The organism is Pseudomonas sp. FG13 (genome assembly GCF_057809755.1).
This window is the reverse complement of record NZ_JBMDKO010000001.1, coordinates 63876-87558: the sequence shown is the minus strand read 5'-3', so window position 1 is coordinate 87558 and position 23683 is coordinate 63876. Positions and strand designations below refer to the sequence as shown.

The 23683-nt window shown below is 62.7% G+C and carries 20 protein-coding genes; 11 read left to right on the top strand and 9 right to left on the bottom strand.

Annotation, left to right across the window (positions count from 1 at the left end; translation table 11 throughout):
- The first annotated feature begins 441 nt into the window (after positions 1-441).
- The 5 genes from ACODTO_RS00380 to ACODTO_RS00360 all read left to right on the top strand — a co-directional run bounded on the left by ACODTO_RS00380 (position 442) and on the right by ACODTO_RS00360 (position 6389).
- Complete coding sequence (locus tag ACODTO_RS00380; protein ID WP_016774509.1) at positions 442-723, top strand: peptidylprolyl isomerase; 282 nt, start codon at positions 442-444, stop codon at positions 721-723.
- 135 nt (positions 724-858) lie between these two features.
- Positions 859-2727, top strand: a complete 1869-nt coding sequence (locus ACODTO_RS00375) for an extracellular solute-binding protein (RefSeq protein WP_175361338.1) — start codon at positions 859-861, stop codon at positions 2725-2727.
- Positions 2727-3785: a microcin C ABC transporter permease YejB gene (locus ACODTO_RS00370; RefSeq protein ID WP_489105825.1), complete on the top strand. Its 1059-nt coding sequence runs from the start codon at positions 2727-2729 to the stop codon at positions 3783-3785. Before ACODTO_RS00375 ends, ACODTO_RS00370 begins: the two co-directional genes overlap by 1 nt.
- Entirely contained in the window at positions 3785-4807 is a 1023-nt protein-coding gene (locus tag ACODTO_RS00365; RefSeq protein WP_464711189.1) for an ABC transporter permease, read from the top strand. The genes ACODTO_RS00370 and ACODTO_RS00365 overlap by 1 nt, the downstream gene beginning before the upstream one ends.
- 7 nt (positions 4808-4814) lie before the next feature.
- On the top strand, positions 4815-6389 hold the full coding sequence (locus ACODTO_RS00360; protein WP_175361558.1) for an ABC transporter ATP-binding protein: 1575 nt from the start codon (positions 4815-4817) through the stop codon (positions 6387-6389).
- Positions 6390-6415: 26 nt separating this feature from the next.
- Here the strand turns inward: ACODTO_RS00360 and ACODTO_RS00355 are convergent, their stop codons facing one another.
- On the bottom strand, positions 6416-7750 hold the full coding sequence (locus ACODTO_RS00355; RefSeq protein ID WP_489105824.1) for a methyl-accepting chemotaxis protein: 1335 nt from the start codon (positions 7748-7750) through the stop codon (positions 6416-6418).
- A 168-nt stretch (positions 7751-7918) separates the two neighbouring features.
- Positions 7919-8134 (bottom strand): TIGR02450 family Trp-rich protein, encoded by a 216-nt coding sequence (locus ACODTO_RS00350; protein ID WP_139641990.1) that lies wholly within the window; start codon positions 8132-8134, stop codon positions 7919-7921.
- Between the two features lie 191 nt (positions 8135-8325).
- Between ACODTO_RS00350 and ACODTO_RS00345 the strand changes: the two genes are divergently transcribed.
- The 4 genes from ACODTO_RS00345 (at position 8326) to ACODTO_RS00330 (ending at position 14325) form a co-directional block, all read left to right on the top strand.
- The gene (locus ACODTO_RS00345; RefSeq protein WP_489105823.1) at positions 8326-9741 is read left to right on the top strand and encodes a sigma-54 interaction domain-containing protein; all 1416 of its coding nucleotides are present in this window, start codon (positions 8326-8328) and stop codon (positions 9739-9741) included.
- Positions 9742-10024: 283 nt separating this feature from the next.
- Positions 10025-11416: a GntP family permease gene (locus ACODTO_RS00340; RefSeq protein ID WP_139641985.1), complete on the top strand. Its 1392-nt coding sequence runs from the start codon at positions 10025-10027 to the stop codon at positions 11414-11416.
- A gap of 7 nt (positions 11417-11423) precedes the next feature.
- Positions 11424-12200: a 3-hydroxybutyrate dehydrogenase gene (locus tag ACODTO_RS00335; RefSeq protein WP_139641984.1), complete on the top strand. Its 777-nt coding sequence runs from the start codon at positions 11424-11426 to the stop codon at positions 12198-12200.
- A 169-nt stretch (positions 12201-12369) separates the two neighbouring features.
- The gene (locus ACODTO_RS00330; RefSeq protein WP_489105822.1) at positions 12370-14325 is read left to right on the top strand and encodes an acetoacetate--CoA ligase; all 1956 of its coding nucleotides are present in this window, start codon (positions 12370-12372) and stop codon (positions 14323-14325) included.
- A 71-nt stretch (positions 14326-14396) separates the two neighbouring features.
- On the opposite strand, the gene ACODTO_RS00325 is transcribed toward ACODTO_RS00330, so the two are convergent.
- Entirely contained in the window at positions 14397-15512 is a 1116-nt protein-coding gene (locus ACODTO_RS00325; RefSeq protein ID WP_489105821.1) for a PilT/PilU family type 4a pilus ATPase, read from the bottom strand.
- Between the two features lie 123 nt (positions 15513-15635).
- On the opposite strand from ACODTO_RS00325, the gene ACODTO_RS00320 reads away from it, so the two are divergent.
- Both ACODTO_RS00320 and ACODTO_RS00315 read left to right on the top strand, forming a co-directional pair.
- Positions 15636-18173, top strand: a complete 2538-nt coding sequence (locus ACODTO_RS00320; protein WP_489105820.1) for a PAS domain-containing protein — start codon at positions 15636-15638, stop codon at positions 18171-18173.
- A gap of 42 nt (positions 18174-18215) precedes the next feature.
- Entirely contained in the window at positions 18216-18491 is a 276-nt protein-coding gene (locus ACODTO_RS00315; protein ID WP_003182808.1) for a peptidylprolyl isomerase, read from the top strand.
- A 130-nt stretch (positions 18492-18621) separates the two neighbouring features.
- Here ACODTO_RS00315 and ACODTO_RS00310 read toward each other — a convergent pair whose 3' ends face one another.
- From ACODTO_RS00310 to ACODTO_RS00285, 6 genes are all read right to left on the bottom strand, one after another.
- On the bottom strand, positions 18622-19539 hold the full coding sequence (locus tag ACODTO_RS00310) for a sugar kinase (protein ID WP_489105819.1): 918 nt from the start codon (positions 19537-19539) through the stop codon (positions 18622-18624).
- A gap of 126 nt (positions 19540-19665) precedes the next feature.
- The gene (locus ACODTO_RS00305) at positions 19666-20883 is read right to left on the bottom strand and encodes an amino acid deaminase (RefSeq protein WP_489105818.1); all 1218 of its coding nucleotides are present in this window, start codon (positions 20881-20883) and stop codon (positions 19666-19668) included.
- 39 nt (positions 20884-20922) lie between these two features.
- Entirely contained in the window at positions 20923-21687 is a 765-nt protein-coding gene (locus tag ACODTO_RS00300) for an IclR family transcriptional regulator (RefSeq protein WP_139641972.1), read from the bottom strand.
- 133 nt (positions 21688-21820) lie between these two features.
- Positions 21821-22207: a RidA family protein gene (locus tag ACODTO_RS00295; protein ID WP_024781238.1), complete on the bottom strand. Its 387-nt coding sequence runs from the start codon at positions 22205-22207 to the stop codon at positions 21821-21823.
- 24 nt (positions 22208-22231) lie between these two features.
- Positions 22232-23023 carry an amino acid ABC transporter ATP-binding protein gene (locus tag ACODTO_RS00290; RefSeq protein ID WP_489105817.1) on the bottom strand — a complete coding sequence of 264 codons (792 nt, stop codon included), beginning with the start codon at positions 23021-23023 and terminating at the stop codon, positions 22232-22234.
- On the bottom strand, positions 23020-23682 hold the full coding sequence (locus ACODTO_RS00285; protein ID WP_144925750.1) for an amino acid ABC transporter permease: 663 nt from the start codon (positions 23680-23682) through the stop codon (positions 23020-23022). The genes ACODTO_RS00290 and ACODTO_RS00285 overlap by 4 nt, the downstream gene beginning before the upstream one ends.
- Position 23683 lies beyond the last annotated feature (1 nt).

Genomic DNA, 23683 nt, shown 5'->3' with positions numbered 1-23683 from the left:
CTTAAGCCGTCCACCCAGCCGGGCGGGCGCTAATGGGGTGCGACCTTCAAGTTGTCCATTTAAGGCGGGGCATAGTTACCACACCCCTATTTGACTGTCCGTGAACTTTTATTGGATGTGTCCCCCTAAAACAGGGCATTACCCACCATTAACCGGACCTATTCAAACAGCTTGCCCCCTTTAAACAACGACCCCTCAACCGTCAATACCAGGAATCATCTTGCACTAGGTTGTTGTCATTTATTCAGTGGATAAGTAGCGAGAAAGATAGATACCCAACGAATCGCCAAAGCGACGTCTTCATCGGCACTTTTGCACCGGGCCGGTTTCAAGGACGGTGACAAGGTCGGATTCAGTGCCTTAACGAACGTTGCCAGGCAATGCATCCCTGTTTCCGGTAGGCTCTGCACTTTGAAATCATTACCTGCAAGGAGTTACCCCATGGCCAAAGCCACTGCCCGCCACATCCTGGTTTCCAGCGAAGACAAGTGCAACGAACTCAAGGCCCAGATCGAAGCCGGTGCCGATTTCGCCGAAGTCGCGAAGGCCAACTCGTCATGCCCGTCCAGCCGTCAGGGCGGCGACCTGGGTTCGTTCGGCCCAGGCCAGATGGTCAAGGAGTTCGACACCGTCGTGTTCAGCGCGCCGATCAACGTGGTGCAGGGTCCGGTCAAGACCCAGTTCGGTTATCACCTGCTGGAAGTGACCAGCCGCCAGGACTGAGGGTGACGGTGGCGAGGGGGCTTGCTCCCCCGCCACCTTAGCTCCTCGCCACCACTCCTTGACCACCGGGCTGGCGATCAACGCGCCGCTCGCGTACAAATCGTGGTCATCGATCACCCGGCTTTAAGGCTGACAATGCGACTGGCGTTTTCCTCACTGTTCTTGACTGCCGCACTCCTGCTGACAGGCGCCGCCGGCGTGTCTGCCGCACCGCAACATGCCCTGACCGTCTATGGCGAACCGGCCAAATACCCCGAAGGCTTCAGCCATTTCGCCTATGCCAATCCCCAGGCCCCCAAAGGTGGCACCCTGCGCCGTTCGGCCATCGAGATCGGCCAGTTCGACCACGTGCTGCCCTACATCGACAAAGGCATCGGGGTCAGCCAGATCGACGGCATGCTGTATTCACCCCTGGCCCAACGCTCCCTGGATGAGCCCTACACAGTCTACGGCCTGGTTGCCCAAAGCATGGAACGCGCGGACGACGGCCTGTCCCTGCGCTTTTACCTGAACCCCAAGGCCCGCTTCGCCGACGGCAAGCCCATCACCGCCGAAGACGTGCGCTACAGCTTCGAGCTGCTGATGACCCAGGGCAGCCTGCGCTATCGCACCCAGTTCGCGGCCGTCAAAGGCGTCGAAGTCGAAGGCGAGCGCACCGTTCGCTTCGATTTCAAGAACAACGAAAACCGCACCTTGCCCCTGGACATCGCCACCCTGCCGGTGTTTCCCGAGCATTGGTGGAAAACCCGCGACTTTGCCAGCGGAGGTGGCTATGAAGCGCCGCTGGGCAGCGGGCCGTACCGGGTCGGCAAGGTTGACTCCGGGCGCAGCATCACCTTCGAACGCAATGCCGACTGGTGGGGCAAGGACCTGCCGGTCAGCCGCGGGCTCTACAACTTCGATCATTTCAGCATCGAGTATTTCGGCGACACCGACGTGGCGCGCCAGGTGCTGCGCGGTGGCGCCTACGACTACAACCGCGAATTCTCCGCCACGGGCTTTTCCATTGGCTACGACAGCCCGGCACTGCGCGACGGGCGCCTGCAGAAAGCCCATCTGGCCACCGAAGCCCCGCAAACGGCCCAGGGCTTCGTGTTCAACCTGCAAAAGCCGCAGTTCCAGGATCGTCGCGTACGCCAGGCCCTGGCGATGCTCTGGGATTTCGAATGGAGCAACCGGCAGATGATGCGCAACCTCTACGTGCGCCAGCAGAGCTTCTTCTCCAACACCGACCTGGCCGCCCGACAATTGCCCGATGCGAGCGAGCTGGCGATCCTTGAACCGTTGCGCGGAAAAGTCCCCGACGAGGTCTTCACCCAGGTATTCCAGGCTCCGAAGACCGACGGCAGCGGCGTGATTCGCGACAAGCAATTGCAAGCCCTGGCGCTGCTGGAACAGGCCGGCTGGAAACCCGACGGCGATCGCCTGGTCAATGCCGAAGGCGAACCGCTGAGCTTCACCTTCCTCAACAGCCAGAACGGCATGGACCGCCTGCTGCTGCCCTATAAACGCACCCTGGCGCAGATCGGCATCGACATGAGCATCCGTCGCATCGACCCGTCCCAGTACATCAATCGCCTGATGAGCCGTGACTACGACATGATCGTCACCGGCTACCCGGTCAGCGTCTCGCCTGGCACCGAGCTCTACAACTACTTCGGCTCGGCGGCGGCCAACGACCCGGGTGCCAACAACTACATGGCCCTGCAGAACCCCGCTGTCGACACCCTGATCGACGGGCTGGTCAAGGCCACCACCCAGGATGACATGCTTCGTCACGCCCACGCCCTGGACCGGGTGTTGCAATGGAACTACTACTGGATTCCCAACTACTACCCACCAGGCAGTTCGACCGTGTGGTGGAACCGCTTCGGCATGCCGAAGGTGCAGGCCGCCAATGACGAAGCCATCGAGAGCTGGTGGGAAGTCAGCACCACCCCCTTGACCAATGAGCAGATGACCGCCGAACGAATCAGGCGTGGCACCTCCGGAGGGCGTCACTGATGTGGGCCTATATCGCGCGTCGCCTGCTGCTGATCATCCCGACCCTGGTGATCATCCTGCTGGTGAATTTCGTCATCGTCCAGGCGGCACCGGGTGGCCCGGTGGAACAGGCCATCGCCCATCTGCAAGGCATCGGCGGCGCCAGCGTCGGCAGCTCGGGCAATGCCATGACCGGCAGCTCCCGGGCCAGTCGCGGCCTGGACCCGCAACTGATCAAGGACATCGAGAAACAATACGGCTTCGACAAGCCGGCCCATGAACGCCTATGGCTGATGCTCAGCAGCTATGCCCGCCTGGACTTCGGCAAGAGTTTCTTCCGGGGTGCCACGGTCACCGACCTGATCCTGGAAAAGATGCCGGTGACCATTTCCCTGGGGCTGTGGGCCACGCTGATCACCTACCTGGTGTCGATCCCGCTGGGCATCCGCAAGGCGGTGCATCATGGCTCGGCCTTCGATGTCTGGAGCAGCACGGCGATCATCATCGGCTACGCCATGCCGGCCTTCCTCTTCGCGATGTTCCTGATCGTGGTGTTCGCGGGCGGGACGTCGCTGAACTGGTTTCCGGTGCGCGGGCTGGTGTCGGACAACTTCGAATCGCTGTCGACCCTGGGCAAGATCACCGACTACTTCTGGCACCTGGTGCTGCCGGTCACGTCGCTGGTGATCGGCGGCTTCGCCACCCTGACCATCCTGACCAAGAACTCGTTCCTCAATGAAATTACCCGCCAATATGTGGTCACGGCGCGGGCCAAGGGCATGAGCGAACGGCGGGTGCTATACGGGCACGTGTTCCGCAACGCCATGCTGTTGGTGGTCTCGGGGATTCCCCAGGCGTTCATCAGCGTGTTCTTCGCCGGGTCGTTGCTGATCGAGGTGATCTTCTCCCTCGATGGCCTGGGCCGCATGAGCTACGAGGCGGCCGTGTCTCGGGACTATCCGGTGGTGTTCGGCTCACTGTTCATCTTCACGCTGTTCGGCCTGCTGATCAAACTCATCGGCGACCTCTGCTACACCTTGGTGGACCCGCGCATCGACTTCGCCGCGAGGAACGCCTGATGTTCAGATTCTCGCCTCTGGGCCGACGGCGTTTCGAGCGCTTCAAGAAAAACCGCCGCGGCTGGTGGTCGCTGTGGTTGTTCATCGGCCTGTTCATCCTGACCCTGGGCGGCGAGCTGATCGCCAATGACAAGCCGCTGGTGGTGAGCTATCAGGACTCGCTGTATTTCCCGGTGTTCAAGCGCTACACCGAACAGGAATTTGGCGGCCAGCTACCATTCCAGGCCGACTACCGCAGCAGCTACGTGCAGAACCTGATCCACAAGGACGGCGGCTGGCTGCTGTTCCCGCCGATCCCGTTCAGCGACGACACACCCAACTACGACCTCAATCAACCGGCCCCGAGCCCGCCCACCTCGGTGAACTGGCTGGGCACCGACGACCAGTCTCGGGACGTGCTGGCCCGGGTGATCTTCGGTGCCCGGGTGTCGATCCTGTTCGCCCTGGCGCTGACGACCATCAGCGCGCTGATCGGCATCGCCGCCGGCGCGTTGCAGGGTTATTACGGCGGCTGGGTGGACCTGTTGGGGCAACGCCTGCTGGAAGTCTGGTCGGGGCTGCCGGTGCTCTACCTGCTGATCATCCTCTCCGGTTTCGTCGAGCCGAATTTCTGGTGGCTGCTGGGGATCATGGCGTTGTTCTCCTGGCTGGCCCTGGTGGACGTGGTCCGCGCCGAGTTCCTGCGCGGGCGCAACCTCGAATACGTCAAGGCCGCCAGGGCCCTGGGCCTGACCGACCGCAAGGTGATCGTGCGGCACATCCTGCCCAACGCGATGAACGCGACCCTGAGTTATCTGCCGTTCATCCTCACCGGGGCGATCTCCACCCTCACCGCCCTGGACTTCCTCGGCTTCGGCATGCCGGCCGGCAGCGCGTCCCTGGGCGAGCTGATTGCCCAGGGCAAACAGAACCTGCAAGCACCCTGGCTGGGGCTGACGGCATTCTTCACCCTGGCCCTGATTCTTTCCCTGTTGGTGTTCATTGGCGAGGCATTGCGTGATGCATTCGATCCCAGGTCCTGATCCGGACGTGCGTGACAACCTGATCGAAATCCGCGACTTGAGCGTGGCCTTCAACGACCACGCCGTCGTGCGCAACCTGTGCCTGGACATCCGTCCCGGCGAGTGCCTGGCCCTGGTGGGCGAATCGGGCTCCGGCAAATCGGTGACGGCCCATTCGATCCTGCAACTGCTGCCACCAACCGAGAGCCGTACCACCGGCAGCATTCGCTATCGCGGCCAGGAACTGGTCGGCGCCCAGGCCAAGACCCTGCGAGAGCTGCGCGGCAATCGCATCGCGATGATCTTCCAGGAACCGATGACCTCCCTGAACCCGCTGCACAGCGTCGAAAAGCAGATCGGTGAAACCCTGATGCTGCACAAGGGCCTGGGCGGCAAAGCGGCACGTCAGCGCATCCTGGAGCTGCTGGCCCTGGTCGGCATCCAGAAGCCCGTCGAACGGCTCAAGGCCTACCCGCATCAGCTCTCCGGCGGCCAGCGTCAACGGGTGATGATTGCCATGGCCCTGGCCTGCGAACCAGAGCTGTTGATCGCCGACGAACCGACCACCGCGCTGGACGTCACCGTACAACGCAAGATCCTGTTGTTGCTCAAGTCCCTCCAGCAACGGCTGGGCATGTCCCTGTTGCTGATCAGCCACGACCTGAACCTGGTGCGCAGCATCGCCCAGCGGGTGTGCGTGATGAAGGCCGGGGAAATCGTCGAGCAGGCGCCCTGCGAAACCCTGTTCAGCGCGCCGAAGCACCCCTACAGCTGTGAACTGCTGCACGCCGAACCGGAGGGTGAAGCCCTGCCCCGGGACGAGCGCGAAGACGTGCTGCAGGTCCAGGACCTACGGGTCAGTTTCGCCCTGGGCGGTGGGTTGTTCCGGCGCAAGGAATACCTGCGCGCCGTCGACGGCATCAGCCTGAACATCCAGCGCGGCAAGACCCTGGGCATCGTCGGCGAATCCGGCTCCGGCAAGTCCACACTCGGCCAGGCGATCCTGCGGCTGATCGAATCCGAAGGCAGCATTCGCTTCCAGGGTGAAGCCCTCGACGCGCTGTCACAGAAAGCATTGCGGCCGTGGCGCAAGCAGATGCAGGTGGTGTTCCAGGACCCGTTCGGCAGCCTCAGCCCACGGATGTCGGTGCAGCAGATCATCAGTGAAGGCCTTGAGGTCCACAGTCCGTCCAGCGCCCAGGAGTGTGAAGCCCGGGTGATCCAGGCCCTCAAGGAAGTCGGTCTCGACCCGCAGAGTCGCCATCGCTACCCCCACGAATTTTCCGGCGGCCAACGCCAGCGCATCGCCATTGCCCGGGCCCTGGTGCTCAAGCCGGCCCTGATCCTGCTGGACGAGCCCACGTCGGCGCTGGATCGCACCGTGCAGAAACAAGTTGTCGCCCTGCTCCGCCAGCTCCAGGAAAAGCACGGCCTGACCTACCTGTTCATCAGCCATGACCTGGCGGTGGTGCGCGCCCTGGCCCACGACATGATCGTGATCAAGGACGGTAAAGTGGTCGAGCAAGGGGCGAGCCATGAGCTGTTCGAGTCGCCACGCCACCCCTATACCCGAGAGCTGCTGGCGGCGGCACATCCCGCATAACTCGCGGGCCAGTCTTCTCCAGCGAATCAGGCGCCCCGTCGCTGGTCCAGGGTGTTGGCGAAATTGCCCATTACCGTCACAACCTGTTGCGCGCCCCGGTGGATATCCTGGATCACCGCGCCTGCTTCATTCACCAGTGTGACCCCCTGTTCAGCCTTGAGGGTGCTCGACTGCATGCTGGTGACCGCTTGCCTGGCGAGTTCGCGGTTCTTGCCGACCACCTCGGTGATGGCGACGGTGGCCTGGCTCGTACGTCGGGCCAAGTTGCGCACCTCATCGGCCACGACCGCGAAGCCGCGCCCCTGCTCTCCAGCGCGAGCAGCTTCGATGGCAGCATTAAGGGCCAGCAGGTTGGTCTGTTCAGCGATGCCCCGGATGGCATCGACGATACTGCCGATTTCCTCGGACTGTGCGCTCAGGGCCTCTATGCCCGTCGCCACAGCCTGGAGTTCATCAGCGATGCTTTGCACGACGGTCACGGTCTTTTGCACGACGGCGGTGCCAAGCCGGGTATGCTCATCGGTCTGCTGGGACGTCTCGAAGGCTAACTGCGCCGCCTTCGATTCGCTCTGGCGTTGTTCGATCTCAGCGGTGCAATCGGTGGCGAACTTGACCACCCCATACACATGGCCCTGGGCATCATAGAGCGGGTTGTAGGTGGCCTGCAGCCAGACGGTCGCGCCGCGCTTGTCGACCCGCTGGAACAATCCTGCCTTGTACTCGCCCCGGTTCAGTCCGGCCCAGAAGCCGCGATAGGCTTCGCTCTGCGCTTCGCCGGGCGTGCAGAAGATACGGTGATGCTGGCCGCGCACTTCTTCCAGGCCATAGCCCATCACCCTCAGGAAGTTCGCGTTGGCATTTACCACGTGCCCTTTCAGGTCAAATTCGATGACCGCCATCGAACGGTCAATCGCCTGCGTGAAGCTGGACTCGGCCTGGGAACGAAGCACCTGATCGGTCACATCGCGAACAACGCAAAGGATGCGCTGTACGCCCGCGCCCGCCTGGCGCACCGGAACATGGTCCGCTTCCACCCAGACCCCTTGTCCGTCGCGGGCCAGCAGCAAAAACCGGTCGCTGGCACTTTCACCCTGCAGCAAGCGCCGCCACAACGTCGCGTACTGTGGACTGTGGGCGTACGCCGGGGCGCAAAATGTCTGGTGATGCTTGCCCAGAATCTCGTCGAGCGAGTATCCAACCATTCGTAGGAACAGGGGACTGGCGCTCAGCACTTCACCTGTCGCCGCGAGCTCAAGCACGGCCATGGAGGCATGCAAGGCATCGCGCTGCGCCTCAAGATAAGCCTCCCTGGCCTGGACTTCATGCAAGGCCTGCTGATGCTTGCGTGTACGAATGAACATGGGCCCCACTCCGGAACGTTGGATGCGTGGATCGAGCCGCCTGAAGACTCAGGGGGCCTTTCGCTGGAGAGATGCCATTAAGCCATGATCTCAAAAATAATTGTACAGATTTTTATTTATGTACAAGTTTTATATGACCAGCGGCGTACCACCGGCCGCCCGTTTTTTTCATTTCCAGCCAATGCGCCACCGCTTGTCATCTCGCAACTCGCGCCAGTCCAGCAGTTCCGTGCGCCCGCTGAGCACCGCTTGCAACTCGACTTGCAGAGGTACGCCGACCTCGTCGCAGAGCAGCTTGATGACCAGGAAATGCTTCTCTCGATTGACCGGTGCACAGGCAGTCCATTTCGAAAGCGTGAGTTTGCGAGGATTGAATGGGTTCATGGGGGGCATCCAAAAATGTACAAAACAAAAGCAACTGTATAATTTTCGCCTCATTGAAACCACGACTTCAGGACGCTCGACCGAGGCGCAACACGTCAGCCGCGTCTTGATCAGTGGATCTACGGCATAATGCCGCTGGCAACAGACTCATCAGAGGCCGCCACACCCTCACCTCTTTCTGGGAATGCCCGATGCGCCCCACCGAAAACCTCAAGGACTACCAGCGCGTACGCACCCTGGCGATTCGCTCCTTGTTCGAGATCATCGAACAGTCCAGCGAAGGCACGGTGATTGTCGACCGTGACGCCAACATCGTCTGGATGAACGAGCGCTACGCCCGGCGCTTCGGTCTGAACTCGGCGCAGGAGGCCATCGGTCGGGCCTGCGAGAGCGTGATCCCCGGCAGCTTGCTCCGGGAAGTGGTGCGGACCGGGCGGCCAATCCTGCTGGACATGCAGGAGATGCCCAAGGAGCCGCTGGTGGTCATGCGCCTGCCGATCCATGACAGCGCCGGCGCGGTTATCGGCGCCATCGGTTTTGCCTTGTTCGGTGAACTGCATAGCCTGTCGCCGATGCTCAAGCGCTACCAGAGCATGCAGGAAGAACTGGCCTCGACCCGTTCGCTGCTGCGGGCGCGGCAAACCAAGTACAACTTCGCCCATTTCATCGGCACCAGCAGCGCCGGCCTGGAGGTCAAGCGCCGCGCCCGGCGTAGCGCCAGCACCGATTCCCCGGTGTTGCTGCTCGGCGAAACCGGCACCGGCAAGGAGCTGCTGGCCCAAGCGATCCACAGCGCCTCGCCACGGGCGCACAAGGCATTCGTCAGCATCAACAGCGCGGCGATTCCGGAATCGCTGCTGGAAGCCGAGTTCTTCGGCACGGCCCCCGGAGCGTTCACCGGGGCTGACCGCAAGGGCCGCGCCGGCAAGCTGCAGATCGCCCAGGGCGGCACGTTGTTCCTCGATGAGATCGGCGACATGCCCTTGCCACTGCAAAGCAAACTGCTGCGCGTGCTGCAGGAAAAGGAATATGAACCGGTGGGCTCCAACGAGGTGCTGCAAAGCGATGTCCGCGTGATCGCTGCCACGTCAACGGACCTGGAAGCGGCGATCAAGCGCGGCGAGTTCCGCGCCGACCTGTATTACCGCCTCAATGTGCTGCCGATCCAGGTTCCACCCCTGCGCGAGCGCCTGGATGACCTGCCGGCCCTGAGCGAAGCAATCCTCGAAGACCTGCGCAGCCAGCACGAACTGAACCCCGACGCCCTCGACCTGCTGGGGCAACACGCCTGGCCGGGCAACATCCGCGAATTGCGCAACGTGCTGGAGCGGGCCGCGTTGCTCAGCGATGACCTGCAACTCACCGCCGTCGACATCCGCGCGGCCATCGGCACGTTCACGCCAGTGACCCGCCCGGCCAGCCCAAGCCTGGAACTGCTGCCCCAGGAAACCTTCAGCCAGGCCCGGGCGCGATTCGACCGGCAATTGATCGAAACCACCCTCGCGCAATGCGGCGGCAAGGTGATCGAGGCGGCTGAGCGGCTGGGGCTGGGGCGCTCGACGTTGTACAAGAAGATGGTGGCGTTGGGAATTGCCGAGTCTCAATAGAGAGAAATATATTCTCTTTTTGTAGACATACATCTTGGAGCGCTTTGCGCTCATCGCGAGCAGGCTCGCTCCCACAGGATGATTGCATTCCCCTGTGGGAGCGAGCCTGCTCGCGATAAGGCCATTCGAATCAAAAAATCTCAAAAAAGAGACAGCACTCTCCGTATCTGCTCAAGCCAAACAAGAAACATCATACATTTCAACAAGTTACCAACCTGGCACAAAACTCGCTAAAGCTCCTCCCACCGCTTCACCACAAAAATAACAATCCAGGAGACACACCATGAGTGTGATCATTGCCTTGGCAGCCCTCGCGCTGCTGATGGTTGCCGCCTACCGTGGCTACAGCGTCATCCTCTTTGCCCCCATCGCCGCCCTCGGCGCCGTCCTGCTCACCGACCCCTCCGCCGTCGCCCCTGCCTTCACCGGGGTGTTCATGGAGAAAATGGTCGGGTTCATCAAACTGTATTTCCCGGTGTTCCTGCTCGGCGCGGTGTTCGGCAAGCTGATCGAGTTGTCGGGCTTCTCCCGCTCCATCGTGGCCGCGGCGATTCGCCTGTTGGGCACGCGCCAGGCGATGCTGGTGATCGTGCTGGTCTGCGCCCTGCTGACCTATGGCGGCGTGTCGCTGTTCGTCGTGGTGTTCGCGGTGTACCCGTTCGCCGCCGAGATGTTCCGCCAGAGCAATATTCCCAAGCGCCTGATCCCGGCCACCATCGCTCTCGGCGCGTTCTCTTTTACCATGGACGCCCTGCCCGGCACGCCGCAGATCCAGAACATCATCCCCAGCACCTTCTTCAACACCACCGCTTGGGCCGCGCCGTGGCTGGGTGTGATCGGCACGCTGTTCGTGTTCAGCATCGGCATGCTGTTCCTGCAACGCCAGCGCAACAAGGCCCAGCGCGTGGGCGAAGGCTACGGCACCGAACTGCGCAACGAGCCGGAAACGGCCGAAGACATCAAGCTGCCCAACCCGTGGATCGCCGTTTCGCCACTGCTGGCGGTCGGCATCATGAACCTGCTGTTCACCCAGTGGATCCCCCAGTGGTACGGCAAGACCCACAGCCTGGCGCTGCCGGGCATGGCGGCACCGGTGACGAGCGACGTCGCCAAGCTCACCGCGATCTGGGCGGTGCAGGCCGCGCTGCTGGTGGGCATCATCATGGTCCTGCTGTTCGGCTTCCGGGCCATTCGCAGCAAGCTGGCCGAAGGCAGTAAAAGTGCGGTGGGCGGTGCGCTGCTCGCGGCGATGAATACCGCCTCGGAATACGGCTTCGGCGCGGTCATCGCCTCGCTGCCGGGCTTCCTGGTGTTGGCCGACTGGCTCAAGAGCATCCCCAATCCACTGGTCAACGAAGCCGTGACCGTGACGCTGCTGGCGGGCATCACCGGTTCCGCGTCGGGCGGCATGAGCATCGCCCTGGCGGCGATGTCCGAAACCTTCATCAACGCCGCCCACGCCGCCAATATCCCCCTGGAAGTGCTGCACCGGGTAGCGGCCATGGCCAGCGGCGGCATGGACACCCTGCCTCACAACGGCGCGGTGATCACCCTGCTGGCGGTCACCGGGCTCACCCACCGTGAAGCCTACAAAGACATTTTCTGCATTACGCTGATCAAGACCCTCGCGGTTTTCGTGGTGATCGGTGTGTTTTACGCCACTGGCATTGTATGAGGTTCTTATGACGACAACTCTTTCCGGCAAAACCGCCCTGGTCACCGGTTCTACCAGCGGCATCGGCCTGGGCATTGCCCTGAGCCTGGCCAAGGCCGGCGCCGACTTGATCCTCAACGGCTTTGGCGATGCATCGGCGGTGATCGCCGAAGTGCAGCAGTTCGGTGGCAAGGTGGGCCATCACCCGGCCGATGTCAGTGATCCGGCCCAGATCGCCGATATGCTCGCTTACGCCGAGCGCGAGTTCGGCGGCGTCGACATTCTGGTGAACAACGCCGGCATCCAGCATGTGGCCGCTGTCGAGGATTTCCCGGTGGAGCGCTGGGACTCGATCATCGCCATCAACCTGTCCTCGGTGTTCCATGCCACCCGCCTGAGCCTGCCAGGCATGCGCAGCAAGGGCTGGGGGCGGATCGTCAATATCGCCTCGGTACACGGCCAGGTCGGCTCGGTGGGCAAGGCCGCCTATGTCGCGGCCAAGCACGGGGTGATCGGCCTGACCAAAGTGGTCGGCCTGGAAACCGCCACCAGCAACGTCACCTGCAACGCCATCTGCCCCGGCTGGGTGCTGACCCCGCTGGTGCAGAAGCAGATCGACGACCGCATCGCCAGCGGCGTCGACCCGCAACAGGCCCAGCATGACCTGCTGGCCGAGAAACAGCCGTCCCTGGATTTCGTCACCCCGCCGCAACTGGGAGAACTGGTGCTGTTCCTCTGCAGCGAAGCCGGTAGCCAGGTGCGTGGCGCGGCATGGAATATCGATGGTGGGTGGTTGGCCCAGTAACCTGTGTGAACCCTGTGGGAGCAAGGCTTGCCCGCGATGAAGGTATCTCGATTCCAAGGTGAACCGTATCGACCTCATCGCGGGCAAGCCTTGCTCCCACAGGAAGTTGATCCCGGAAGCTCCGGCTCGCTCTATAGTTTGCGTGTACATAAAGAATAAGAGATACGCCATGTCCGACACCCTCTGGCAACCCAGCCCCGAACGCATCGCGCGGTCGCGCATGAGCGCCTTTCGCCGGTTCGTCAACGAACGGCATCACCTGCAACTCAGTGGCTATCCCGCCCTTCACGCCTGGAGCATCGACCAGCGCGAAGCCTTCTGGCAGGCCATCGTCGATTTCTTCGAGATTCGCTTTCACCAGGCGCCCAGCGAGGTACTGGTGGAAGGTGCGCAAATGCCCAGCGCCCGCTGGTTCCCCGGGGCGACGCTGAACTTTGCCGAGCATTTGCTGCGCCGTCGCGATACAGCAACGGCAGTGGTGGCCATCGACGAAAATGGCGGCCAGGAACACCTGACCTGGGCCGAACTCGCCGCCCACGTCACCGGCCTGCAGAAAAGCCTGCAAGCGGCCGGTGTGACCCAAGGCGACCGCGTCGCCGCGTGCATGCCCAACACCTGGCAAACCCTGGTGGGCATGCTCGCCACCACCAGCCTGGGGGCGATCTGGTCCTGTTCGTCGCCGGATTTCGGCACCCAGGGAGTGATCGACCGCTTCGGCCAGATCGAACCCAAGGTGCTGATCACCTGCGCCGGTTACCGCTACGCCGGCAAGGTCATCGACCAACGGCCCAAGGTCAACGAGATCCTCGAACGGCTGCCGTCGCTGCAGCAACTCATCGTGCTGCCCTATGCCCAGCCGGATGCCAGCGCCGAAGACTTCACGACCCCGGCCAGCGTCGCACTGTGGGACGGGTTCTACCAAGCCGGTGGCGAGCCGCAATTCGTCGCCGTGCCGTTCGATCATCCGCTGTACATCCTGTACTCCAGCGGCACCACCGGCGTACCGAAGTGCATCGTCCATGGCACCGGCGGCGTACTGCTGCAACACGTCAAGGAACATGGCCTGCACGTCGACCTCGGCCCCGAGGATCGGCTGTTCTACTACACCACTTGCGGCTGGATGATGTGGAACTGGCTGGTGTCCGCCCTCGCCGTCGGCAGCGCGGTGGTGCTCTACGACGGTTCACCGTTCCACCCCGGCCCCGAGCGCTTGCTGGACCTGATCGACCAACAGCGCATCAGCGTGTTCGGCACCAGCCCCAAGTTCCTGGCCGCCCTGGAGAGCCAGGGTTTGAAGCCTTGGCAGACCCACGACCTGGGCAGCCTCAGGACCTTGCTGTCCACCGGCTCGGCGCTGGCGCCCCACAGCTACGACTACGTCTACCGCGACTTCAAGCCCGACGTCTGCCTCGCCTCGATGTCCGGTGGCACCGACATCGTGTCCTGCTTCGTCAACGGCAACCCGCTGTCGGCAGTGCGGCGCGGCGAAATGCAGGGCAAGAGCCTGGGCATGGCGGTAGAGGTCTGGAACGAGGCCGGGCAGGCCGTCATCGGCGAGAAAGGTGAACTGGTGTGCACTCGGCATTTCCCGGCGATGCCCATTGGCCTGTGGAACGACCCCCAGCAGGAAAAACTGCGCGCCTCCTACTTCAGCCAGTTTCCCGGCGTGTGGGCCCAAGGCGATTACGCCGAGGAGCTGCCCCATGGCGGTTTCCTGATCCATGGCCGCTCCGACGCGGTGCTCAACCCCGGTGGCGTGCGCATCGGGACGGCGGAAATTTATCGACAGGTGGAAAAGGTCGAACAGGTGCTGGACAGCGTCGCCATCGGCCAGCAATGGCAGGGTGATGTGCGGGTGGTGCTGTTCGTGCGCCTGCAAGAGGGCGTAGTCCTCGATGACACCCTGGAGCAGCGGATCCGCCAGGTCATCCGGGCCAATACCACGCCACGCCATGTACCGGCGAAGATCCTGGCGGTCAGCGACATTCCGCGGACCATCAGTGGCAAGGTGGTGGAGCTGGCGGTACGCAATGTGGTGCACGGCGAAGCGGTGAAAAATACCGACGCCCTGGCCAACCCGGAGGCGCTGGAGCAGTTTCGGGATCGGCCGGAGCTGGCCACCTAGGCACCACACAAAACCGCTTTCTGTGGCGAGGGGATTTATCCCCTCGCCACAGGGCCGAGCGCCCGACTGGATCAATCCATCAACCCCCACTCCCCCGCCGCCGGATCGGCCGCAGGCGCGGCGCCCGATTCGGCATGCAGTTTCAACCGCAAGCGCAGGTTGTTCGCCGAATCGGCGTTCTTCAGCGCTTCTTCCTCATCGAGCACCCCTTCGACCACGAGGCTGAACAGGGCCTGGTCAAAGGTCTGCATGCCCAGTTCTTCCGACTTTTCCATGATGCCCTTGAGTTCGCCCAGCTCGTTGCGCCGGATCAGGTCGGCCACCGTGGGCGAGCCGAGCATGACCTCCACCGCGGCCCGGCGCTGGCCGGTACGGGTGCGCACCAGGCGCTGGGAAACGAATGCCAGGAGGTTGTTGCTCAGGTCGCTCAACAATTGCGGCCTACGTTCTTCCGGGAAGAAGTTGATCACCCGGTCCAAGGCCTGATTGGCGTTGTGGGCATGCAAGGTGGAAATCACCAGATGGCCGGTGTCGGCAAAGGCCAGGGCGTGTTCCATGGTTTCACGGTCGCGAATCTCGCCGATCAGCACCACATCCGGTGCCTGGCGCAAGGTGTTCTTGAGGGCGGCATGGAAACTGCGGGTGTCGACACCGACCTCGCGCTGGTTGATGATCGACTTCTTGTGCCGGTGGATATACTCCACCGGGTCCTCGATGGTGATGATGTGGCCGCTGCTGTTGCGATTGCGATAATCGATCAACGCCGCCAGGGAGGTGGACTTGCCTGACCCCGTCGCGCCGACGAACAGCATCAATCCCTGCTTATGCATGATGGTGTCCAGCAGCACCTTGGGCAGCTTCAGGTCCTCGAAGCGCGGAATGTCCAGCTTGACGTTACGGATCACCATGGACACGTCGTTGCGCTGCTTGAAGATATTGACCCGGAATCGCCCGACACCGGACAGGGAAATGGCCAGGTTCATTTCCAATTCCCGATCGAACTCAAGGCGCTGTTCGGCGTCCATCAGAGACTCGGCGAGCCCGGCGATATCACCGACCTTGAACGCCTGGTTGCCCAGGGGCTTGAGCACACCCTCGAATTTTGCACAGGGCGGTGCCCCGGTGGACAGGTAAAGATCGGAGCCTTCCTGGCTGGCCAGGATGCGTAACAAGGGATCGATTTCCATGGACTGAAACTTCCGCGAGACTTCAATGAAACAAGCTGACCCGAACACGTACCTCTGCAGACCAACCCGCGCTTACCTCCTTCAGAGGATAGTCGACGTGACACGACACCCAGGGATTCCGTGATGAACGCAACACCCGCCAGCAGCGGCACACAGCGCCTGATCGAGCGACTGGACTGGAGCTCCAGCCAGCTGGGCCCTGCCGAAACCTGGCCCCAGAGCCTGCGCACCGCCGTGGACATCGTGCTGCACTCGCCGATGCCGATGGCCTTGCTGTGGGGGCCGCAACTGATCCATTTCTACAACGATGCCTTCTCCCGACTGGCCGGCGACAAGCATCCCCAGGCGTTCGGCCAGCCGACCCATCTGGCGTGGCCTGAACTCAAAAGCACGAATGCAGCGATTTATCACAACGTGTTTCAAGGCCGCACCCACACCAGCCGCGACCAGCAGTGGCGCCTGCCTTTCGCCGGCCGCCTCTGCGATCTCTGGCTGGATTTGACCTACAGCCCCGTGCGTGACGAAAGTGGCGCCGTGGCCGGCATCCTGGTCACGGCCATCGAGACCAGCGAGCGGCGGCGCCTGGCCCTGGAGTTCGAACGTCGTTCCGAGGCCAGCCTCAAGGCCCAGCAGGAAAGCGAGGAGCGCCTGCAACTGGCCCTGGCCGCCGCCGATACGCTGGGCACCTGGGACTGGGACATCAGCGAAGACCGCTTCATCGCCGATGCGCATTTCGCCCTGTTGCACGGTGTCGATCCGACGCTGTCCCGGCAGTTGCCCATCAGCGCCTACCTTGAAGGAGTGCACCCCGAGGATCGGGCGATGGTCGCCCGCAGCATCAAGCATTGCATCACCCACGGCACCGAATATGCCGAGGAGTACCGCCTGTTGCAGGCCGACGGCGAACTGCGCTGGGTGTTCGTGCGCGGTCGCTGTTACAAGGATCGCCATGGTCGCCCCAAGCGTTTTCTCGGCGCGGCCCTGGACCTGACCGAGCGCAAGCGCACCGAACAAGCCTTGCGCCAGAGCCAGACCGAGCTGCAACTGATCATCAACGCCATGCCGATCCTCATCAGCTACGTGGACCACGAAGAACGCTTCCGCCTGAACAACAGCGCCTACCTGGACTGGTATGGCCTGACTCCGCAGGAACTCTACGGCAAGACCATTCGCGAAGTGATCGGCAAGGAAGGCTATGCAGCTCGCGCCGAACAGATTGCCGCGGCCCTGGCTGGCAAACCGTGCAGCTTCGCCGTCCAGTCGGACCACCGCGATGGCCGGCCGCGGCATGCGCTGACCAACTACCTGCCCCGCCATGGCGCGGACGGCGCCGTGAACGGTTTTTATATCTTTGTGATCGACGAAACCGAGCGCAAGAAAACCGAGGAAGCCCTGCGCAACCTCAACGAAACCCTGGAAGAACGGGTGATCGCCCGAACCCAGCAACTGGCCGAAGCCAACCACCGCTTGCAAAACGAGATGTTCGAACGCGAGCGCGCCGAGGAAGCGCTGCGCCATGCCCAGAAGATGGAAGCCGTGGGCCAGCTCACCGGAGGCATCGCCCATGACTTCAACAACATGCTCACCGGCATTCTCGGCAGCCTGGACCTGATGCAGCGCTACATCGCCAACGGCCGCGTCGACGAGATCGGACGCTTTACCGAAGCGGCGGTGTCATCGGCCAATCGCGCCGCTGCCCTGACTCATCGACTGTTGGCCTTTTCCCGGCGCCAGTCCCTGGACCGCAAACCGTTGGACGCCAACAGCCTGGTCCTGTCCCTGGAAGACCTGCTGAGTCGCACCACCGGTGATCACATCGCGCTGCGGCTGCAACTGGCCGACGAGCTGTGGCCCGTCAGCACCGATGCCAGCCAGCTGGAAAACGCCCTGCTCAACCTGGTGATCAACGCGCGGGACGCCATGCCCGACGGCGGCGAACTGACCGTCGAGACCGCCAATATCTACCTCGACGGCAGCGATATCAGCACCCTGGAACCGGTCAAGGCCGGGGATTACGTGATGATTGCCGTCAGCGACAATGGCAGCGGCATGACCCCGTCCGTGCTGGCAAAGGCCTTCGACCCGTTCTTCACCACCAAGCCCATCGGCCAGGGCACCGGCCTGGGTTTGTCGATGATCTACGGATTTGCCCAACAGTCGGGTGGACTGCTGCACCTGGACAGCGTACCGGGCCAGGGCACACGGGTGCAGTTGTACCTGCCGCGGCTCCGGGTGGCCCCCGTCGAACAACCGACACAGGCCGCGACCGTAGAGGCTCCGGCCGCGATCGAAGGAGAAACCGTCTTGCTGGTGGAAGACGAGCCGGCGGTGCGGATGCTGGTGCTCGATCTGTTGCAGACGCTGGGGTACACCGCCCTTGAAGCCGAAGACGCCAAGACCGCCCTCCCGCTGCTGGAGTCAGACCAGCGCATCGACCTGCTGGTCACCGACGTCGGCCTGCCCGGCATGAATGGCCGGCAACTGGCGGAAATCGCCCGCCAGCACCGGCCCGATCTGAAGGTGCTGTTCATGACCGGTTATGCGCAGAAAGCCGCCGAACGCCAGGGCTTCCTGGAACAGGGCATGGACATGGTCGCCAAGCCTTTCACCCTCGACCTGCTGGCGAGCAAGATTCGGACGATGATCAACCATGTGTCCTGAGTTGAGGCATAATCGCCCCCTTTTGTTCAGGTCACCGCTGCGATGAAAGCCCAAGCCCGCCATATCCTGGTGAAAACCGCCGAAGAAGCCGAACAGCTCAAGCAACGCATTGCCAAGGGCGAAGCGTTCGATGTGCTGGCAAAGAAATACTCCACCTGCCCCTCCGGCAAACGCGGCGGCGACCTGGGTGAAGTGCGGCCGGGGCAGATGGTCGGCGTGATCGATGCGGTGATCTTCAAGAAGCCCCTGCGGGTGGTGCATGGGCCGATCAAGAGCAAGTTCGGGTATCACCTGGTGCAGGTGTTTTATCGGGATTGATGTCGAGCCCAACGCAGATCACATGTGGGAGCGAGCCTGCTCGCGAAGCGGTGGATCAGTTGATATTGATGGCGACTGACACACTGCCATCGCGAGCAGGCTCGCTCCCACATAAGAGCTTGTTTCGGGTTCATGACCGGGGAATCAACGCCCCCGGCACCTGAATCACCCGGCTCGCCAACAGATGCCCGGCCTCGGCCGCCTCCACCGGATTCCCGCCCATCAAACGGCGCGCCAGGTACGCGGCGCTGAACGAATCCCCCGCCGCCGTGGTGTCCACCACCCGTTCGACCCGCTGGCCCTGCACTTCATACGACTGGCCATCGCACCGGATCAGACAAGCCTCGGCACCGCGCTTGAGCACCACTTCCGGGGTGCCAAGCTGTTCGTAGGCGGCGAACACCGCGTCGCTGTCGGCATGACCAAACAACGCCTGCTCATCGTCCACGGTCAGCAGGGCCAGTTCCACATAAGGCAATACACTGCGATAGGCCGCGCGGGCGGCATCGACCGAGGCCCAGAGCCTTGGTCGATAGTTATTGTCGAACACCACCTGGGCGCCTCGCCGACGCGCCTCGACCAGGGTTTCGACAAGCTTGCCGCGCCCCTGCTCGCCCAGCACCGCCAGGGTGATGCCGCTGAAATACAGCACATCGTAATCCGGCAACGCCGCCAGGATCGGCGCGGCGGCCGGCGTGGTGAAGCAATCGCGCACCGCCGCTTCGTTACGCCAGTACAAGAACCGTCGCTCACCGGCCGCATCGGTCTGGATGCAATACAGCCCGGGCAGGCGGCCGGGCAAGCGCTGGACCCGTTCCAGGCCGATGTTCTCCTCGGCCCAACTCTGGCACATGGCATCACTGAAATTGTCATCGCCCAGGGCCGTGACGTAATCCACCGACGCCCTGTCGCCCAAGGCGCGGGACAGGTAGACCGCCGTGTTCAGGGTGTCGCCGCCGAAGCTCTGCTGCAGGCTACCGTCGGCGCGTTGTTGCAGTTCGATCATGCACTCGCCGATCAGGGCGATGCGGGGTTTCGGGTTGCTCATGGATAATCCTGATGATTCGGTGGTGTCTGGCAGGCCGTCATCGCGAGCAGGCTCGCTCCCACATTTGAAACGCATTCCCCCTGTGAGAGCGAGCCTGCTCGCGATGGCAACGACTCGGTCCCAAGGCTAGAAACAGGTCTCCATGCTTTCGACCACCCGCAACTGCTCATCCACCAGGCATCCCACCCGCCACTTGTCGAAGGTCAGGCATGGATGGGAAGTACCGAACGCAATGATGTCGCCGATCCGCAACTCAACTCCCGGCGCCACCGTCATGAACGCATGCTGGTCCATCACCGCCGTCACCTTGCAGCCACTCACATCGTCGCCGGCTATCACGTCAGATCCGGGCTTGTAGCGCTTGAGCGGCACCGGCAGCCCTGCGTCGTAGGCCACGTCGCGCTTGCCCAGGGCAATGACCGCGAAGCCCGGCTCCGGCAGTGATTGCACATGAGCCCAGACCTCCAGTGCCGGCTGCAGACCTTCGTGCAGGTCGCCGCGCCGTTCCAGTACGCAGCACTGGGCCTCCTTGTAGATGCCATGGTCGTGGGCCACGTAACTGCCGGGACGCAGTACGCTGAGGAAACGCCCGTGGGCGTTGCGGGCCTCGAAGGATTCGGCGATCAAGTCATACCAGGCCGACCCCGAGGCCGTGATGATCGGTTTATCGAGGGCAAACGCGCCGCTGTCCTGCAACTGCACCGCCAACCCCACCAGGGACGCCGCGAATGCACGGATACTGCTGACGGCGTGGTCGCCGTGGATTACCCCTTCGTAGCCTTCGATACCGGTCAGGGCCAGCGCCGGTTGCGCCCGGATCGCCTCGGCCAGGGCCAATACTTCGGCCTCGCTCCGGCAACCGCAGCGACCACCGACTACGCCGTACTCGATCATCACATTCAGCCGCGCACCGCGGGATGCGAAGTACTCGCCCAGGTCGGCAACGTTGTCCGGATGATCGACCATGCAGTGGAAGTCGAACGTCGGGTCGGCCAGCAGATCGGCGATCAGAGCCATGTTCGGCGTGCCCACCAACTGGTTGGCCATCAGCACCCGCCGCACACCGTGGGCGTATGCGGCACGGGTTTGCACGGCAGTGGCCAGAGTCAGGCCCCAGGCGCCCGCCTCGAGCTGCCGGCGGAACAGCGCCGGGGTCATGCTGGTCTTGCCATGGGGCGCCAGCTCGGCACCGCTGTTGCTGACGAACTGTTGCATCCAGCGAATGTTGTGTTCCAACGCGTCGCGATGCAGCACCAGCGCCGGCAGGCTGACGTCGCGCAACAGGTAGGCACCGACGGTGGCGGCGCCCTTCTCTACGGCTGCGTCCTGAATGGCAGAAGACATGGTCGAACTCCTCTCGCGGTCGTGGGTGACCGCTATTGTCTATTCATTGATGCGCCGGGCCAGGTTGTTGGCGCTGTCGATCAGCACCCGGCGGTAGTCGGCGTAATTGTTCTTGGCGTCGGCCCGGGGGGCGACGATGCACAGGGTCGCAATGGCCACGCCATCGGGGTCTTTGACCGGTGCGGCGAAGCAGTGAGTGAAGGTGTCGGCGACGCTGTCGAAGGAGAAGAATCCGTCGAGGCCGGCCTGGCGGATCTCCTTGAGAAACTGCTCCACCGGCAGACGCTCGCCGTCCGGCAGGATGAAGTCGTCGGGGTCGATCAGGTCGACGATCTGCTGGTCGCTCAGATGCGCCAGCAGCAGGCGGCCGGAGGCGGTCCAGGGGATGGGCGCGTTTTCACCGATGTCCGATGAAATGCGGAAATGCCGCTCGCCCTCCTTCATCAGCGCCACCGTGTACTTGCGTCCGTTGAGCAGGCACATCTGCGCGGTTTCCCGGGTCTGGCTGACGATCTCCTGCAAGGCATGATCGGCCTCGCGGCTCAAATCGAAATGCCGCAAGTGCGCCTGCCCGAGAAAGTACAACTGGCGGCCCAGGTAGACGTGGCCGTCCTTGCCCACCGGCTCGAGGATGCGCCGTTCCAGCAGCGATGCCACCAGCTCGTAGACCGTGGACTTGGGGCTGCCGATGCCGCTGGCTATGTCGTTCGGGCGTAGCGGCTGGCCGATCTCCTTGAGGAAATCGAGGATATCGAACGCCCGATCCAATCCCCGGGCCCGGCGTTTGATGGTGTCTTCGGTCATGTTTGGGTTCCCATTCAGTTGGCCGCGAGTGTAACCAGACAGCGGTGGCGTCTGGTAGATCGCTATCGCGGGCAAGCCTTGCTCCCACAGGCACAGTTTGATCTTGTGGGAGCAAGGCTTGCCCGCGATGGCCTCACTTTTTCTTGTAGGCCACGCAATCGATCTCGACCTTGCAATCCACCATCATGCTCGCCTGCACACAGGCCCGAGCCGGCGCGTGTTCGGGGCTGAAGTATTCGCCGAACACCTTGTTGAAACTCCAGAAGTCGCGCGGGTCGTCCAGCCACACACCGCAGCGCACCACATCCTTGAGTTCGTAACCGGCCTCTTCGAGAATGGCGATCACGTTCTTCATGGTCTGATGAGTCTGCTCGACAATCCCGCCGGCGATGATCTCGCCGTTTACCGCAGGCACCTGTCCGGACACGTGCAGCCAGCCATCGGCCTCGACGGCGCGGGCAAAGGGTCGTGGCTGACCGCCACCCGCGGTGCTGCCGGTACCGTAGCGCTTGATGCTCATGGGTGGATCTCCTTGTTCAATGGATTAAAAACGAGTGTTCTTGAGAAATTCCGCCAGACGCGGTGACTGCGGCCGCTCGAACAGTTCCTTCGGCGGGCCCTGCTCTTCGATTCGGCCCTGGTTCATGAAGACGATCTTGTCGGAGACCTCGAAGGCAAAACGCATTTCGTGGGTCACCAGCAGCATGGTCATGCCGTCCTCTGCCAGGCCCTTGATCACGTTCAGTACTTCGCCCACCAGCTCCGGGTCGAGGGCCGAGGTGACTTCGTCGAACAGCATCAGACTGGGGTTCATGGCAATCGCCCGGGCAATCGCCACCCGCTGCTGCTGGCCACCGGACAACTGACCGGGAAAGTGGTTGCGGCGTTCCAGCAGGCCGACCCGCTCCAGCCACTTCTCGGCCAGGGCCACCGCTTCGTCCTTGGGCAGTTTTTTCACCTTGAGCAGACCCAGGGTGACGTTCTGCAACGCGCTCAGATGGGGAAACAGGTTGAATTGCTGAAACGCCATGCCGGTCATCGCGCGGTGCCGGGCGATGACTTTTTCGGGATGGCGCACACGCTTGCCGTCGACTTCGTCATAGCCGATGGACTCACCGTCGAGCATGATCCGCCCGCCCTGGAATTCTTCCAGCATGTTCACGCAGCGCAGCAGTGTGGTCTTGCCCGAACCGCTGGAGCCGATCAGCGTGACGACGTTGCCGCGCTGCATGCTCAGGTCGACGCCCTTGAGCACTTCCAGTGGGCCGTATTGTTTGCGCAGGCCGCGAATGTCGAGCAGCGGCTGGGCGTTGGAGAGGGTCGAAACGTCAGTCATGGCAAGGCCACCCGCTTTTCAATGTGCCGCCCGAGTAATTCGATGGCGTAATTGATGATGAAAAAGAGAAACCCGGCGAACAGGTAGAACTCCAGGGTCATGAAGGTCCGGGCGATGATCTGCTGGGTGCTGAGCAGCAGTTCGGCGACGCCAATCACCGACAGCAGGGTCGAGGCCTTGACGATCTCGGTGGAGGAATTGACCCAGGTCGGCAGGATCTGTCGCAATGCCTGGGGCAGCAGCACATAACCCAGGGCCTGGAAGAACGTCAGGCCGATGGCCTGGCTGGCTTCCATCTGCCCACGGGGCAACGCTTGCAAGGCACCGCGCACGATCTCGGCCACGTGGGAACCACAGAACAGCGTCAGGCCCAGGACACCGGCCTGGAACGCGCCGATCTGCCAGCCCAGCGCCGGGGCCATGTAGAAGCAGGCCAGCACCAGCACGAACACCGGCGTGCCGCGAATCAGGTCGACATAGAAGCGAAACGGCGCGCGCATCCAGGTACGGCCGTAGGTCAGCACCAGTCCGGCAACCAGGCCAATCAAGGTGCCTAGCAAAATCGCCAGCACCGAACATTGCACGCTGGTCAGGAACCCGGCCCACAGCGTATCCCGGGCAACCCATAGCTCATGCAACCAACTGGGGGATTCGTACATG